Annotated in this window: 14 protein-coding genes; 8 read left to right on the forward strand and 6 right to left on the reverse strand. The window is 37.3% G+C overall.

What is annotated here, in order from left to right; translation table 11 throughout:
* Window positions 1-6: 6 nt before the first annotated feature.
* The 3 genes from ENLAB_RS08075 to ENLAB_RS08085 all read right to left on the reverse strand — a co-directional run bounded on the left by ENLAB_RS08075 (window position 7) and on the right by ENLAB_RS08085 (window position 4,323).
* Window positions 7-648 carry a hypothetical protein gene (locus ENLAB_RS08075; RefSeq protein ID WP_244353371.1) on the reverse strand — a complete coding sequence of 214 codons (642 nt, stop codon included), beginning with the start codon at window positions 646-648 and terminating at the stop codon, window positions 7-9.
* Between the two features lie 1,133 nt (window positions 649-1,781).
* Window positions 1,782-3,044 carry a radical SAM/SPASM domain-containing protein gene (locus ENLAB_RS08080; RefSeq protein WP_244353372.1) on the reverse strand — a complete coding sequence of 421 codons (1,263 nt, stop codon included), beginning with the start codon at window positions 3,042-3,044 and terminating at the stop codon, window positions 1,782-1,784.
* A 10-nt stretch (window positions 3,045-3,054) separates the two neighbouring features.
* A complete protein-coding gene (locus ENLAB_RS08085; RefSeq protein WP_142425244.1) occupies window positions 3,055-4,323 on the reverse strand; it encodes a radical SAM protein in 1,269 nt (422 codons plus the stop codon).
* A 96-nt stretch (window positions 4,324-4,419) separates the two neighbouring features.
* Here ENLAB_RS08085 and ENLAB_RS08090 point away from each other — a divergent pair, with 96 nt between their 5' ends.
* Window positions 4,420-6,027, forward strand: a complete 1,608-nt coding sequence (locus ENLAB_RS08090) for an ATP-binding cassette domain-containing protein (RefSeq protein ID WP_244353373.1) — start codon at window positions 4,420-4,422, stop codon at window positions 6,025-6,027.
* A 62-nt stretch (window positions 6,028-6,089) separates the two neighbouring features.
* Window positions 6,090-6,248: a hypothetical protein gene (locus ENLAB_RS08095; RefSeq protein ID WP_008380281.1), complete on the forward strand. Its 159-nt coding sequence runs from the start codon at window positions 6,090-6,092 to the stop codon at window positions 6,246-6,248.
* 130 nt (window positions 6,249-6,378) lie between these two features.
* Here ENLAB_RS08095 and ENLAB_RS08100 read toward each other — a convergent pair whose 3' ends face one another.
* A complete protein-coding gene (locus ENLAB_RS08100) occupies window positions 6,379-6,831 on the reverse strand; it encodes a GNAT family N-acetyltransferase (protein ID WP_244353374.1) in 453 nt (150 codons plus the stop codon).
* Between the two features lie 390 nt (window positions 6,832-7,221).
* Between ENLAB_RS08100 and ENLAB_RS08105 the strand changes: the two genes are divergently transcribed.
* Together ENLAB_RS08105 and ENLAB_RS08110 are read left to right on the forward strand one after the other, a co-directional pair.
* Window positions 7,222-7,641, forward strand: coding sequence for a MerR family transcriptional regulator (locus ENLAB_RS08105; protein ID WP_244353375.1), 420 nt, complete (start codon window positions 7,222-7,224; stop codon window positions 7,639-7,641).
* A gap of 75 nt (window positions 7,642-7,716) precedes the next feature.
* Window positions 7,717-8,583 (forward strand): aldo/keto reductase, encoded by an 867-nt coding sequence (locus tag ENLAB_RS08110; protein WP_244353376.1) that lies wholly within the window; start codon window positions 7,717-7,719, stop codon window positions 8,581-8,583.
* 1,193 nt (window positions 8,584-9,776) lie between these two features.
* Here the strand turns inward: ENLAB_RS08110 and ENLAB_RS08115 are convergent.
* Both ENLAB_RS08115 and alsS read right to left on the reverse strand, forming a co-directional pair.
* Complete coding sequence (locus ENLAB_RS08115) at window positions 9,777-10,028, reverse strand: hypothetical protein (protein WP_244353378.1); 252 nt, start codon at window positions 10,026-10,028, stop codon at window positions 9,777-9,779.
* A 565-nt stretch (window positions 10,029-10,593) separates the two neighbouring features.
* Window positions 10,594-12,270 (reverse strand): acetolactate synthase AlsS, encoded by a 1,677-nt coding sequence (alsS, locus tag ENLAB_RS08120; RefSeq protein ID WP_244353380.1) that lies wholly within the window; start codon window positions 12,268-12,270, stop codon window positions 10,594-10,596.
* A gap of 239 nt (window positions 12,271-12,509) precedes the next feature.
* Here alsS and ENLAB_RS08125 point away from each other — a divergent pair, with 239 nt between their 5' ends.
* The 4 genes from ENLAB_RS08125 to ENLAB_RS08140 all read left to right on the forward strand — a co-directional run bounded on the left by ENLAB_RS08125 (window position 12,510) and on the right by ENLAB_RS08140 (window position 15,298).
* Window positions 12,510-12,878, forward strand: a complete 369-nt coding sequence (locus ENLAB_RS08125) for a winged helix-turn-helix transcriptional regulator (RefSeq protein WP_077454088.1) — start codon at window positions 12,510-12,512, stop codon at window positions 12,876-12,878.
* A complete protein-coding gene (locus tag ENLAB_RS08130; RefSeq protein WP_244353382.1) occupies window positions 12,860-13,561 on the forward strand; it encodes an endonuclease III domain-containing protein in 702 nt (233 codons plus the stop codon). Before ENLAB_RS08125 ends, ENLAB_RS08130 begins: the two co-directional genes overlap by 19 nt.
* 91 nt (window positions 13,562-13,652) lie before the next feature.
* Window positions 13,653-14,183 (forward strand): YbhB/YbcL family Raf kinase inhibitor-like protein, encoded by a 531-nt coding sequence (locus ENLAB_RS08135; RefSeq protein WP_077454086.1) that lies wholly within the window; start codon window positions 13,653-13,655, stop codon window positions 14,181-14,183.
* 26 nt (window positions 14,184-14,209) lie between these two features.
* A complete protein-coding gene (locus ENLAB_RS08140) occupies window positions 14,210-15,298 on the forward strand; it encodes an L-dopachrome tautomerase-related protein (RefSeq protein WP_244353383.1) in 1,089 nt (362 codons plus the stop codon).
* The last annotated feature ends 5 nt before the right edge of the window (window positions 15,299-15,303 follow it).

Below are 15,303 nucleotides of genomic sequence, written 5' to 3' on the forward strand. Positions count from 1 at the left end.
TAGATACTATTTTTCAGCAGCGGAAGATAGATCAATATGGTACGTATGTGTCAAATCTCCATCTGCTTTAAATTCGATTTCGACCGCTTTGATCGCTGGCAAACTTTGTTCTTGCGCCACTTTAAAATGAATAAAGCCATCTTTATGTTTGTCATGGGTCAAAATCTCATCATCTAAGTAGTCCACAAACACTTCCGCTTCTACTTTTTTGCCATCATTCAACACCAAATAGGCTTTGTCAGGTTTGATTTTTTTGTCTTTCGAATCTTCATTAAACAATTGATATTTCAGTGAGAGCAATGTTTTGTATTCTTTGTCTTTGTGTTTGAACGCTTCTACATTCACGATTTTTACATGATCCACTAAAAAGCGAATGTGATCCCAACCAGCATTTTCATAATTCGTTTCATACCAAACGACGTCTTTGATTTTCGGATCGATTCCCTTAGTTACGATTTCTTCAAAATACCCGTCATCACTCAATTTTTCACTTCCCACAACTACTTCATCTGACGAATCGCTGATCAACGTTTCCGTTCCAGACCCAGAGACCACTTCCCCTGATTCTTCCACTGTTGAGCATGCACCTAGAGTAAACAAAACGCCTACACCTAAAACGAAACCTGCAACTAATGATGTTTTCTTCATTGTAAATCCTGTCCTTTCTTTTATTATTTTTATTCCATCTCAGGTATACCATTTAACCCAAAAAAGCGAATACCTAATTTTTTATTTTAAAAACAAAAAAACGCGAAAAATAATTCGCGTTTCGGTGCTATCATGAAGTGCAGATAAGAACAATGACCATTGAAAAGAAAGGACTGAGTTTTTTTGAGAGCGCTTGTGGTCGTCCTAACTGCCGTTTTGTTAAGTATCAGCCCTCTTTCAGCTGACTTTTATCTGGAAAGGACGGACAGACATACTTCTAACGCAATGTTTTCTCGGATAGAAGTTGCCCAAAATGAGTGGGCGCCTACTAGGTCACAAAGATTCGTCGGAACGCTGATGCTTCCTGATGCAAAAGACAGCTTGCTTACAGCTGACGGGCATTTTCTGAGAAGACCTTCCAAGCTTGCGACGAATAGGCGAGGAGCAATAGCAGCTTGTAGGGTTCAAAAAACACCCAAAACCGCACGGGGCAGTCATCTTTCTCAGCGCTGTAGCTCTTTAGCCGCTACGACTTTACGGTTAGAAAAAGCATGTCAGCCACGGGCTATCAACCGTCCTTAGCTCTCAGCCGAGTATCTGGTGTTGTACACGACGCCTTCATCCACAGGGTTTCCGCAGTGATGGCACATAGGTAAGTCAAAAACAAATGATCCTCAAACGTTTATCCTCACGCGTATCCTAGACAAATCTACTTCCCCATCCTGAACACAAAAAATAGCCACTACCTACTTTCTACTTACTTGTGCCATCCTCTGCTTGATAAAATGAACAAAATTTTTTGATCGAAAACAAAAAAATTGCCTATTCTGTTTTGATCATTTTTTAGTGATCGAGCATTGCTTAGCTAGCTAAGCCCCCAAACCTCAAGCAGCCCCCGAAAAACAGTTTCGGAGGCTGCTTGAGGTGAGCTTTGCTCACTATTTAGTTTTCTTATAAAAATTTTAATATGAGAAATCATTTATTACAATATGAATGAGAAAATTGAGTTACGCTTTCTATTTTCATAAGTAAGTATAGATTCTATTCACAATGTAACATAGTAACCTTATTTAACTAAGCTATTTTTTTAAGAAGACCTTATCAATCTTCTGAAGCAAAAATATTCCACCAGATTATATTAGTCTTGCCGAAGCCATTTTTATATGCTCTTCAATATTGTACTTATAGCTAACGCACTTCGACTCACCTGTATTCATTCGAATTAACGGACAGCCTCCTAAACACAAAGGTTGAACTTTACAACTTGAACATTTCGCTTTCGAAAAAAATTTGTACTCTGTAAATGTTTTATGCACACTGTTCAATTGTATTCCTGTATAGATATCTCCTACTCGTCCAATCGTTTTACCAATATGAACCCAGCATTTATATAAAAATCCATTAGGGTCGATTACATAGTCGTCTCGATTGATAGCTTCGCAGAACCCAATCGTTGTCCGTGGTATGGCAACAATATTTATCCCTCTTTCCAAAAGACTTTTATAAACCATTATTTCTTCTTTCGAAAACTCTTGGGATGTATAACATGTGGGTGTTTTGTAGGTATCAAAATCCTCTACCGGCGCAAGATAAAAGCCAACTTTCTTAAGTAAATTAAAATTATCCAGCGAGTTCATCAAACGAATAACATCTTCATGATTATTCTCCCTATCTATATTTACTCTTACAGTTACTGGAATATATTTTAGAGTTTTAACTATATTCTGTAATATTCTTGCAAATGTCCCTTTCCCATTTGTTAAACATCTTCTAGAATCATGATTTATCTGATCCCCATCCAGAGTAATTTGAGCATAATTAACGTGATAACTTTTTAAAAGTTGTGCAACTTTTTCTGTTAGCAAATAACCATTGGATACAATTTCTGCGTTGAAATTTTTATATTTTTTTTCGTTTTTCATTATTATTTCACTTATAACTTTAATAGAGTTCAATCCCATCAAAGGCTCTCCTCCATACCAAATTACTTTCAATGACTGATGGGGTAATACATTTTTAAGAATAAACTCGGCTGTTTTCTTAGCAGTTTCAGTAGTCATAGTATGTTGTCTAAACCCTTGCTCGTAACAATAAAAACAGGAGAAATTACAGTTCATCGTAGGGGCAATTGTGAAAGTTACTTGACTAGGATTATATCGTTTTTCATTTGCCACAGACACTAATCTTGCTTCTTCATCAATCTCATCGGAAACAATGATATTTTGATTTTCTAAATAAGAGAATAATTCTGTTTTCTCCAAGTTATCGTTATTAATAAAACTCTGTAGATCATGGAACTCGCTTTGAGTTAGTAAAACGATAGCAGAGTATACCGAATTGTACAAAAGTATTTCATTATCCACTTCTTCAACAATCGTATATTGCGATAATTTCATAAAATCACTCCTAATTAAATTGGGTAAAAAATTTCCTGTTACCTAGATTTGTATGCTTTACAAAAGAACGTATGAATGTTTCTCTATCAATTGAATAGTTGGGGTTACATGAAGTATCACACTGTACCTTTCCTCGACACACTGCAATTAATTCACATGAATTACACTGATTGTTGCTTTTCGGAAGAACACTCTTTTGGTCATAAAGGCTATATTGAACATCTTCTGCAAAAGAAGATGATTCTGTAAAACTTTTTATTATTCTACGTTCATAAAAATTTGTTGCATTACATAACCCTATAGATCCATCAGAGAAAAACTTTACAGACCAAGGATTATACGCATCGCACTCAAAGCGATACGAAGAAAATGGAGAGATATTCACCAGGAAACCGTTTTCAATTAGATGATCAATTGCAGTTGAAGATACCCACTTTAGATATTTTTCATAGGATAATGCATTGAAATAATTTTCATTAAACTCATAGTTATTAATGTAATAGCAATTGATATGGGCTTTGATATCACTTTGGCGGATCGTAACGAGAAAAGACTGAAACTCTTCTGTATTTTTATCAGATGTATTATAACCAATATGGATTTTAACACGTCCGCTCTTAGATGCTACCGCTAGATTTTCAAAAATCTTATCATACGTTCCGCTTCCACTCTTAAGAGATCTATTTCTATCATGATCTTTTCTAGATGTTAGTGTAGTATCGACAATTAAAGAATCAAAATGATTTATAAAATCTGGAGTGAGTAGATAGGCGTTTGTTCCTAAACCATAAGAAATTGAGAGTGATTTCTCTGACGCAATTTGATCAATCTTACTTTTAATTGCGAGAATTCTTTTTTTATAAAGAAGTGGCTCGCCCCCGAAAAAATAGATATATAGTCTCCGAACGCCTAGCTGAGCAATGTCTAAAATGTATTGCATTATATTATTTATCGTCTGATCAGTAATAACATTTTTAGAAAGGAAATCATTCTGGTAACAATAAGTACACGAAAAGTTGCAATCTTCTGTGATATTTATAGTGATAGTAACTAAGTCTCTCTTTAAATTGATTGTTTTCTGTTTATAACTTTCCAAATCACCGTGTATAAATCCATTTTCAAATAAATATTTTCGTTCATCTTCACTTATTTCGCTCGAAATCTCCGTTTTACTTTTCATTTTTTTTGAATCAATAGTAACTATTTCTTGCGTTAATGTATTGCAAAGAATAGTCTCGTTACCGTTCTCAATGATATCGACATACCGTGAAAAACGCATCACCTAACCCCCCTTTTTCAATAATTATACATTTCACAAAATAATATTTCAATTTTTTTTTAATTTGTGATATAGTTTTTACATAGGAGGGAGAGAATGAAAAAAATATTAAAAAGAAACCGCTCACTTTTCTTTTTGCATGTGATTTTATGCGCAATTGCAGCGCTCATTCAAGTTGGGGTTGCTTTGGTGTATAGACAAATCACCGAGGTTGCTATGTCAGGAGATGTAAAAAGACTTTTATTTATTGGTATATTCGCCTTCTTTTACATCTTATTGAACACGATGAGCGATTTTATTCCAAGAAGAAGTAAATCCGTCTTAGTTCAATCAATAATGAATCAACTGAGAGAGAGTCTCTCGCAGAAAATCGTTCGAATGAATCCGGCACTATTTCTTAAAAATGAGAAAAACGAGTATCTCTCAAAGTTGGCAAATGAAATGAAAGTCGTTGAATTAGAATTTTTAAAGCCCGGATTTGGACTGATTTTAAGCATTTTTACCTTTCTATTCTCTCTTTTATTCACACTAAAATTAAACACTTCTTTTTCATTGATTATGCTGCTCTTAGCTTTTAGTCCTTTGCTAGCCCCTTATTTCGCTAAGCGAATCCTTAGTGATCGTCGCAAGTCCGTTGTTCTGGAGCAAGATCGTACTCTTAGTTTATTTGACCAACTTCTCTCAGGATACCTGACCTTACGTGTCGGCAAAGGTTTTCCAACATATACGAAAATTTTTACTAACAGTAGTGAACGATTAAAAAAGGAAAGTATCACTTTTGAAACCTTACAAGGACTGACTTATGCAATTTCTTTTGGACTTGGGGATCTTGCCTATTCAGGGACATGGATCGTTGGTGGTTTCTTTGTTGCTGCCAAAATAATCACCATTCCCGATCTTATTGCGATGACTACACTAATGAGTACGATTGCCGGTCCGTTAGAGTATTTCAGTACTTCAGTTACAGATATTTTAGCGAGCAAGAAGGTCGCGGACGATCTTATAGCTTTCATTGATGGTACCGATGATGATGAGCCCAATCGCTCACTTGAACTTGCAGAACCAATAAATACTTTATCGATTGAAAATCTGCATTTCCATCATGGAAATCGTTTGATTTTCAATGGTTTTACTCAAACATTTGAGCGTGGAAAAAAATATGCTATCACTGGCGCAAGCGGTAGCGGGAAGTCGACACTATTGAATATTTTAGCGGGAATTTACCCTATCGACGATCATCAAGTATTGGTTGACCAGCAAGAGATGAATCAGCTATCTAGAGACTCCCTTTATGAGAAAGTTGCACTTGTCCAACAAAAAACTGCTATCTTCCAGACGAGTATTGCTTACAACGTTTCTATTTTTAGTGAATACGAACTTGAAAAAATCGTTGATGTTTTAAAACGAAGTGGATTAGATGATCGTTTTGATAACAATGATTTAACCGATACGCAAGATAATACATGGATAAACTTTCTTTCTGGCGGCGAGCTTAGACGGCTTGAGATTGCTCGGGCAATCTTTAAAGATTCCGATGTTATTCTTTTTGACGAACCAACATCTGGTCTAGACAGTATAAACGAGATGATTATCAGTGACTTAATCTGCTCACTTACAGATAAAATAATCATTGTCGTTACTCACTCAACAAATCAGGAATTTCTAGGTTCATTTGATGAGCTAATTCAGTTAAATAAATCATGAATTTAGATGATATAGGCCTACCTTATGTCATCTGGAAATATAAAAGAAAGGAGAGGTATACAATGAAAGTAATCTCTGAAGCTTCAAAAGAACAAATCATCACCATGTGTGGAAGTAATCAGCATTCCCATCATCCACCAATCATCTTACCTGAAGAGACTGATACACCATTTTCAAATCAGAAAAAAGAAGAGATAAAAAAAGAAGAGAAAGCTAGTTAAGAGAAAATCATTTGATCCTTACTTTACTTATTAATAAGGATAATAGCAATCAAAGAAGGGGTCGTGACTAGCTATATATGTCTCGACCCCTTCTTACATAGTTCCCGCAAACGCAAATAATTTTTAACAGCTACTTGTTATCAACTTTCTTCATATACAGAATTGGATAAGGGTTTCCTTGTTCGTCTAACTCGCTTCTTTTGTATACCTCAAATCCCATATGCTCATAAAATCCTTTCGCCTGAGGATTCTGTTCATTTACTCCCAGTTCATTTACAGAATAGTTTTCCATCCCGTACGCCAAGAGTTTTCTTCCTAGTCCCTTGCCTCTTTGTTCATTTGCTATAAAAAGCATTTCAAGATTTCGATCCGAGATCCCCATGAAGCCAGCTGGCTCTCCTTGCTCACTTTCTACGACAATCAAATGCGGCACATGATGCAATGCCTCTGGAATGTATTGCTTAATGGCTTGGATTTCGGCCTCTGACAAAAAGGTGTGAGTGGCCTTAACAGAACTCTCCCAAACTTCAATTAATTGTTGCTCTAGCTTTTGATTCATACTACTTACTTCTTTTATATTCATGAATAGTCACACTCTCATCAGCTTATTTTCGTTTTGCATAACAAGAACCGATTGTTTCCTTGATCCAAGTTAAAAATTTTCATCATCATCATAACATGAGACGGATTTATTTAAAATCTATGGATAAAAACTGCCGCGCTCAAATAGATAACGAAACAATCAATTCTAAGAGAGTATGACTTGCTTTGAAACATACTAAAAAAGGAGCTTTCAATATTGATAATTTCTCAAATCATTCTGTTGAAATAAAAATACTTGTAGCTTTTTCTTCCCGAATAGTCGCCATAACGAACAAAATATATTCTTTTAAACAAACGATTTTAAACCACTTGCCCTAGAGTCCACTTCAGGGTTTATGATTACTTATAGAAAAGATAAGGAGAACCAACGATGAATATAAAAAAAGCAGCGGAAATGTTTGATTTGAGCGTAGACACATTGCGCTATTATGAACGAGTCGGTGTGATTCCACCTGTCCAACGCAATGAGAGTGGCTATCGGGTGTACACAACAAATGATCTAAACTGGATCTATTTAGCAAAACATTTACGAAATGCAGGATTGTCGATCGAATCCCTAATTGAATTTGCTCAATTGGCACAAGTACGTGAAAGTCAAAACGTCGAAACAGCTCAGAAACAGATTTTAGCCGATCAACTCGAAGAATTAGAGAAAAAGTTAGCAGCAATGCAGGAAGTAAGAGACCTACTTATTTATAAGATAGAAACGTATGATGAGCATATCGCAAAATTTAGAGCAGGAAATATGCCCCCTGATAAAGTGGAAAAATTATGGGAACGAAAAAAGTAACATCTTTCACTTGCTATGGACTTAACTCCAAGGTTTAGGATAGAACATGCAATGAAAATTAGAGGAGGAAACATTATGCAAACAATCACACTCAATAATGGTGTCACCATGCCGCAACTAGGATTTGGCGTTTATCAAATTCCTTTGGAAGAAACAGCAGAAGCTGTTTACCAAGCAATCAAAGCTGGGTATCGACTGATCGACACCGCTTCTATTTATGGAAATGAAACAGAAACAGGCGAGGGAATCAAGCGCGCCATCACTGAAGGTCTAGTCACTCGAGAAGAACTTTTTGTTACCTCTAAATTATTTATTCTCCAAGCTTCCGAAGATAAAGCGAAAGAAACGATTGAACTTTCGCTTGAAACAATGGGATTAACTTACCTCGATCTTTACCTTATTCACCAACCATATGGAGATATTTATGGTGCTTGGCGCTCCATGGTTGCTGCTCAAAAAACAGGGAAATTACGTGCAATTGGCGTTTCAAATTTCAAATCAGCTAAGATGATCGAGTTTGTCGGCTTGAATGAGGTGAAACCTCAAATCAATCAAATCGAAGTGAACCCTTGGAATCAACGAGTGGAAGATCAGGAATGGCATGATAAATATGACGTCCAAGTTGAAGCTTGGGCACCTTTTGCAGAAGGACGCCATGACCTATTTACCAATCCGACATTAGCAGAAATTGGCAAGCAATATGGCAAAACGGTTGGCCAAGTTGTTCTTCGCTGGTTGATGCAAAGAGGGATTGTCGCTTTAGCAAAAACAGTTCGTCCAGAACGGATGGCTGAAAACATTGCTATTTTTGACTTTGAGCTTTCCCAAGAAGACATTGAAAAAATAGCCGCTTTAGATAAAAAAGAGTCCGCATTCTTTGACCACGATGCCCCCCAACAAGTGGAATGGTTTATGGAGCGGATGCTAGATACTGAAAACTAATAGGTTTTTATTGAAGAAAACCAATACAAGTCCGCTCACATTGCAAAAGGAAGCGGACTTGTATTAGTTCTTACTGAATTGTATGTCGTCACTTTTCTTTGTCAGTATGACAATGTTCTTGGAAATAGGGCCAGTGGGTCATCTTTGAACAAGGAGTTGCTTTTCATATTTAGCAGTGGAACCTAAATGATGACCTAAAAAATGACGAAGGACAGACATCCGTAGATAAGAACTGTACAAAACAACATGCCTAAGACGCTTATCTGGCCTCTCAAATTAGCTTCAGCCAATCAAACTTTAGAAGTTCTACGCACATTTCTACGGTACCATAGATTTATTTTACGCTTATGGCTATCGTCAAGAAATAGTAATCTTTAAATGAACATAACAGCTTCCAACACAGCACAAGGATAGACAACATGTAAGCAAGAGATTCCCCCAATTGTTCCTGCATAAAAAACCCATCTTTTCTATCTATTAATTGAAAATGATAAAAAGACCGATCAACGCAATCCCAAAAGTGATACCATCTAAAACAAACCATTTTTTTTTACCATAAGACGCCTTGGTAGCAAAAAAACAACTTATTCCATAAAGAATAAATAGGATTCCTACTGCTATAGGAAACGTTAACCATTCTGTCCAGCCATTAATAAATAAAAGAAGAATCAATGGTAGAATATAAGACAATACATACCACTTTTTTAAATAGTGCGGCAACTTCTGGTAATTTGAATACATCTATTTATCCTCACAATTTGTTTGATATTGGTTGTTTGTTTACTTCAATTTTTTCTTATATGAGCAGTAAGTACCTTCGTTATAAAATGAGACATAATAAAGCTTAGGGCGATAATGCCAAAAGTAATAGCAAAAGATAAAATCGTGTTCTCCAGTAAATTCGCAAATAAGGGCAGTTTAATATACAAATAACACCCAATTGCCGCAATGATACTCCCTACTGAATAGAAACAAAGCAACTCAGTTACTGTTTTTGAAGGATGAACGTTGCGATCAACTGATGAAAAGTCACCACTTTGAAAAGGTATTGGTGATCCGCTTTGTGATAGATCTGATTTTGTATTCATTACGTTAAAGAAATTACTCGATAGATTATTAGTCGAACGTTGTTTTCTATTCTTTTCGTGATTGTTCATAGCTATTCAGACCTGCTTTCTTTACAAAAATATTTATCACATACGCAATTTATTTTTAAAATAACAATAAACCAAATAACCACTCGAGCATACTAACAAAGGAAGTCCGACATAGAGCATACCAATTCCTAACGGATAATTAATAGCAAGGTCAAGTTGGATATTCTTAAGTTCTTCTTGACTGATTGTGTCAAAATCTTGAATAGGGATCAAAATCGTTTGTAAAAAAAGGCCAACGACCGTGATAAAAAGACTGAAACAAAAAACGCCGAGTGCAAATTTTTTCATAAGAGACCTCTTTTCAGCATACACTTTATTGCTTTATCATCTTATTATACACACTATTCATTAAAAAAAGAAGCTTAAAATATTTTTACACATTACACTTGCATCAATTAACAAGGAAACCATTCTACAGAAGTCATTCCTTAGCTGGGTAAAGGAGTCTTCTCACTAATAATCCTTCCATCAAACAACATAGGAAGTGCTTAATTTCCTTCATTCGACTTACTTGAAATCTGCCTCTATGAAGACTAGAAACGCGTATCCAAATCACCGCTATCCACCGTATTTAGAGTATCGATGTGCTTTTTTGAGACAGTGCCGAAATGGCAGACCTTTTCTCCGAAAAAATCAGAGGGGATGCTAAAAAAAACCGCTAGCAGTAAACGAATCATCGTCCTTACCAACGGCATTTTATAAAAGATTCTGTTCTAGCTTCTCTAAAAATTCCACTTCATATTTTTAGTCAGGCACTGTTTTTATTGTAAAAAGAACTTTCTTTTCTTTAACGTAGTAAAGTTGGATTGCCATTCTTTTCTAACACATGTTTTGTGGACCGTAGTAAAAAGATTCAGTACTTTTTAAACGGTTCTTTGTCTCGTAAATGAATATTCTCATGATTGTCTTCGATCATTTCAATCACTCTTGGTTCACTCGTAGCATACGCTTCCTTCAACGCAGCATCTAAAGCTTCTTTGGAGCGTACACGGACTGCTTTAATACCGTAGCTTTCAGCCATTTCTTTATACCCAATATAATCGATATCGACCCCTTCTTTTTGTCCGTTATAGTCTAGTTCTTGTTGGAATTCAACCATGTTGTATTCTTTATCCACCCAGATTACTTGCACAATATTCAAATTGTAATGGGCTACTGTAGCTAATTCTTGTGAGGAAAACATAAAGCTGCCATCCCCACCTGAAGACAAAATCTTTTCCTCAGGACGCAACAATGCTGCTGAAATCGCCCAAGGAAGACCGACGCCTAAGGTTTGTTCCCCATCAGACATTAAGAAATGTTTTGGCCGATACACCTTTAGGTATGAACCTAGCCACACTTCATGACTTCCTCCATCCATAACAACGGTCGTATTTTGATGAGCATCGATTATTTTTTGCAAAGAATCAACAATTTCCAATGGATGTAGTGCATCCTCAGTTGTTTGGCTGGGTACTTTTTTCTTCGCTGTCAATTTTTCTTGCAAGTCATGGACAACCATTTTCCACTCATCCGTAATGGCTTGATCCGTTATGCTATTGGTAATATTTTTTAGATTTTTTGCGATATTGCCTAAGAGTATGGTGTCAGGGAGATAAGTTTCATCTAAATGATCCACTACAGTATCAATATCAATAATGCGCTTGTTATCGGTATTCCAAACAGAAGCCCAGTATTCAACCAAATTTAATCCCAATGTAATCACTAAATCACTGTTAAAAACTAGTTCATCCCCAGGCAGGTTATTAAACAGCCCCACTCGACCCACATAGTTTTGAGAAAACTCGTCCGTCAATAGACCTGTAGCTTCGAACGTCTCCACGACCGGAATTCCCGTTTTTTTAACGAACGCTTGAATGGCAGCCGCCGCATTATCGTCGGCTGCCCGAGCACCAACGATAATAACTGGGCGTTTGGCCGCTTTGATTTTCTCAACTGCACTAAGAATGGCAGTTTCGTCACTGATCGTATTGTCCAATTGATTCACTAAGGTCGAAAAAGCCAAACCAGATTTAGTGGTCTCAGCTAACAGAATATTACCTGGAATGTCCATAAAAACGGCCCCGGGATTGCCATTGATACTTGAGACATACGCATTCGCTACTTCATCCGCAAGGGCATCGGTATGCTGAATTTCCTTGGCATATTTAGTAATCGTTGAATCATTCATTACGCCAGAAATATTAGGATTTTGAGGATACGGTGTTACTAACTTCGCTTGTGGAACTTGTCCGGCAATAGCCAATACCGGGTCACCATCAGAAGTCGCCGTAGCTAAAGGTGTGACCAAATTCAAAGCCCCCGGTCCTGACGTAGTCATCACTACACCAGGTTTACCAGTCATGCGCCCAATTCCTTGTGCCATGAAACCCGCATTTTGTTCATGTCTTACCGTAACAACTTTAATCTCTTCACGTTTCTTCAAAGCCATTAATAGCGGACCCAACTTGCCGCCTGGCAATTGAAAGACATATTCCACGCCATTTTTAATCAATGTATCTACAATCAAGTCTGCACCGTTCTTATTCATAATAAATCTCTCCTAAATGTTTTTTGCAAGTTGTTTATTAGGATTACTTGAGATAGCTGTAAAGGTAATAAATTTGCTTACTCGTGTACTATAGATTCAAAAGAAAGAATTGTACATTAGGGAATTTTTTTATACGTCTATTTCTTATTGCTTCTTACGATTAGGAGATGAATTATTTTACAAATAGTAAGTAAATCCTTATGATACTCTCAGACATACGGAAAAGGAGACAACGGAAGATGACAAGAAAAATATACAATTGCGAAAATGGCTGCGCGGTCGAATCGACTTTACAAATGATTTCAGGTCGTTGGAAAAGCGTTATCTTATATCATTTGATGTTTGATGGGTCGCTTCGCTATAACGAACTACAAAAGCTGATTCCTGGCATCACTAGAAGAATGGTCTCTTTGCAGTTGAAAGATTTAGAAAAGGATGGATTGATCTATCGTAAGGTCGTTCAGGAAAAACCATTACAGGTTGTGTATGGAATGACCGATTATGGCTACTCTTTAAAAGAGATCATTGAATTATTGTATCGCTGGGGCGAAGATTTTAATCACAAAAACGCGGGATTACTTGAAGAAGAATGTTTAACTTGCAATTGATCGCGACTGCTAGTAAAAATGAGGTTTTTAACGTGAAAAAGATTGAAAATATTGAAGAATTATATGAAGTATTAAGCACATCAATGGAACATTCAACGTGGTGGGATACAGAAAATCCATGGGAAATCGTTGTCGGATCAATTTTGGTTCAAAATACCAATTGGAAAAATGTGGCCTATTCCTTAGCAAATATCAGAAGAGAGATTGGATTTTCTCCGAAAAGATTGGCAGAAATTGATCAGTTCCTTCTTCAGGATCTGATTCGGCCCAGTGGTTTCTACAAAAATAAATCCCGCGCGATAAAAGAAATCTTTTCTTGGTTTCAGCGCTACAACTATGATATCGGTATTATACAGAAAAAAGAACAGGCTGAGTTACGAAAAGAGTTGCTAGCTATCTATGGTGTTGGCTATGAAACGGCAGATGTACTAATGGTTTTTGTGTTTAATAAGGTCGTGTTTATCGCTGATAAATACGCACAACGAATTTTTAGTCGCTTAGGCCTAAATGAGCCGCTTACTTACCTCACTCTTCAAAATATGATCGAATTACCGGATACATTTACCAATGAACAAGCACAAAATTTTCATGGTTGGCTAGTTGATTACGGTCAAGTCCATTTGAGATCGGATAAAGACTGGCAAGCAGGCTTCTTAAGTCAGTTTACACTCGTTCACCTCTAATTGTGGTATAAAAAAATTCCCTAATTTACATTTCATTGACCGAGGATTACGCTGTCCTTGTTACAAAAACACGTTTCAAGGAGGAGATAGTATGAACGATCCATTTTTAGGATTACAAGACGTGCCAGCGTTTCACGTGACCAGTAAGGACATTGTTGACGGGAAACTTATGGATAAGAAATTTATGTCTGGCGATTTTGGGATTGAGGATGGACAAGACATTTCACCAGAGCTTCATTGGACCGGTGCACCAAGCAATACGAAAAGCTATGCGGTTACCTTATACGACCCTGATGCACCAACTGGATCCGGATTCTGGCATTGGGCAGTCATGAATATCCCCGCTTCTGTAGAGGAATTATCACAAGGAGCCGGCAGTAGCGATAACGCAAAGCTGCCACAAGGAGCCGTTCAATTACCAAATGATGCCCGCATGAAAAAATATATTGGTGCTGCACCGCCCAAAGGTCATGGTGTTCATCACTACTTCTTAACGGTTTGGGCATTGGCTATTGAGAAAGTTGAAATTCCTGAGGATTCTACCCCAGCCTTTTTCATTTTTAATACCTTTGGACATGTCCTAGCTCGTGGTGTTGTGAACTTTGAAGTCGAAGTGAAATAGGGAAAGCTCAGAGAGGAAGATACGTAATGAATGCTGCAAAAGAAAACTATTTTGGCAAACTAGAACAAGTCCATGAATTTTATGATGCGATGCCTACCGGTGTTAGCTTATCGGAAACCGGGAGAATCTTTATTAATTTTCCTGAATGGGGAGACCAAGTAACCGCGACAGTCGTTGAACGAGTAGACGGCAAATTAATTCCTTATCCTAGCCAAGAAGCGAATACATTTGATCCTCAAAATCCGGAAAACGGATTTCTAAGTGTACAAAGTATCGTTGCTGATGGTGCTGGTACTTTGTGGGTATTGGATACCGCTGCACCCAAATTCACCGTTCCTGTTAAGGGTGGTGCAAAACTGGTTGCTGTGGATTTAAGTACCAATCAAATTCGCAAAGTCTATACTTTTTCATCAGATGTCGTCCTAGACTCTACGTATTTGAATGATGTTCGAATTGATTTACGCCGCGGTTCTGAAGGTGTAGCCTATATAACCGATTCTTCTATTACCGGTCCTGGTGCGTTGATCGTACTCGATTTAGGTACTGGCGATGCGTTCCGTATTTTAGATGGCGCCCCCTCCACCGCGGTTGATCCAGCCTTTATCCCTAAAGTTGAAGGCGAGATTTTGTTAAATCGCTCGGCTGATGGAACAACTTCGCCTTGGCAAGTGGCAGCTGACGGCCTAGCGATTTCTCCCGATGGAAAAACCTTGTTTTTTAGTCCTTTATCCAGTCGACATTTATACTCAATTGAAACTGATAAAATTTTCAACAAAGAAATTGACGATCATGCGTTAGAAGCACATGTTAAAGATTGGGGCGAAAAAGGCGCCTCCGATGGCATGATTACGGCAGAAGATGGAACGATCTATGCTGGCGACTATGAAAACAACAGCATTCGTGTGATTCACACGGATGGTACTATGGAAACTTTGGCTCACGATCCGCGTATTTTATGGCCAGATACTTTATCTATTGGACCAGATCAATACTTATATTTTAACGCCAACCAGCTGCAACGGCAGGCTAGTTTTCACAAAGGAGAAGACCTGAGAGAGAAGCCTTACAGTCTGTTCCGCATTTTTATCGGGAAAGGTCCTGCGAAAGCAAACTAACCGGT

It is taken from the genome of Enterococcus innesii, from assembly GCF_022846515.1.
In the GTDB taxonomy this organism is placed as follows: domain Bacteria; phylum Bacillota; class Bacilli; order Lactobacillales; family Enterococcaceae; genus Enterococcus_D; species Enterococcus_D innesii.

What these genes read in the sequence shown, in the direction of transcription:
- alsS (WP_244353380.1), bottom strand. Translation starts at nt 12,270, where the DNA reads ATGAATAAGAACGGTGCAGACTTGATTGTAGATACATTGATTAAAAAT.
- ENLAB_RS08105 (WP_244353375.1), top strand. Translation starts at nt 7,222, where the DNA reads ATGAATATAAAAAAAGCAGCGGAAATGTTTGATTTGAGCGTAGACACA.
- ENLAB_RS08115 (WP_244353378.1), bottom strand. Translation starts at nt 10,028, where the DNA reads ATGAAAAAATTTGCACTCGGCGTTTTTTGTTTCAGTCTTTTTATCACG.
- ENLAB_RS08135 (WP_077454086.1), top strand. Translation starts at nt 13,653, where the DNA reads ATGAACGATCCATTTTTAGGATTACAAGACGTGCCAGCGTTTCACGTG.
- ENLAB_RS08100 (WP_244353374.1), bottom strand. Translation starts at nt 6,831, where the DNA reads ATGAATATAAAAGAAGTAAGTAGTATGAATCAAAAGCTAGAGCAACAA.
- ENLAB_RS08075 (WP_244353371.1), bottom strand. Translation starts at nt 648, where the DNA reads ATGAAGAAAACATCATTAGTTGCAGGTTTCGTTTTAGGTGTAGGCGTT.
- ENLAB_RS08080 (WP_244353372.1), bottom strand. Translation starts at nt 3,044, where the DNA reads ATGAAATTATCGCAATATACGATTGTTGAAGAAGTGGATAATGAAATA.
- ENLAB_RS08140 (WP_244353383.1), top strand. Translation starts at nt 14,210, where the DNA reads ATGAATGCTGCAAAAGAAAACTATTTTGGCAAACTAGAACAAGTCCAT.
- ENLAB_RS08095 (WP_008380281.1), top strand. Translation starts at nt 6,090, where the DNA reads ATGAAAGTAATCTCTGAAGCTTCAAAAGAACAAATCATCACCATGTGT.
- ENLAB_RS08090 (WP_244353373.1), top strand. Translation starts at nt 4,420, where the DNA reads ATGAAAAAAATATTAAAAAGAAACCGCTCACTTTTCTTTTTGCATGTG.
- ENLAB_RS08130 (WP_244353382.1), top strand. Translation starts at nt 12,860, where the DNA reads ATGTTTAACTTGCAATTGATCGCGACTGCTAGTAAAAATGAGGTTTTT.
- ENLAB_RS08125 (WP_077454088.1), top strand. Translation starts at nt 12,510, where the DNA reads ATGACAAGAAAAATATACAATTGCGAAAATGGCTGCGCGGTCGAATCG.
- ENLAB_RS08085 (WP_142425244.1), bottom strand. Translation starts at nt 4,323, where the DNA reads ATGCGTTTTTCACGGTATGTCGATATCATTGAGAACGGTAACGAGACT.
- ENLAB_RS08110 (WP_244353376.1), top strand. Translation starts at nt 7,717, where the DNA reads ATGCAAACAATCACACTCAATAATGGTGTCACCATGCCGCAACTAGGA.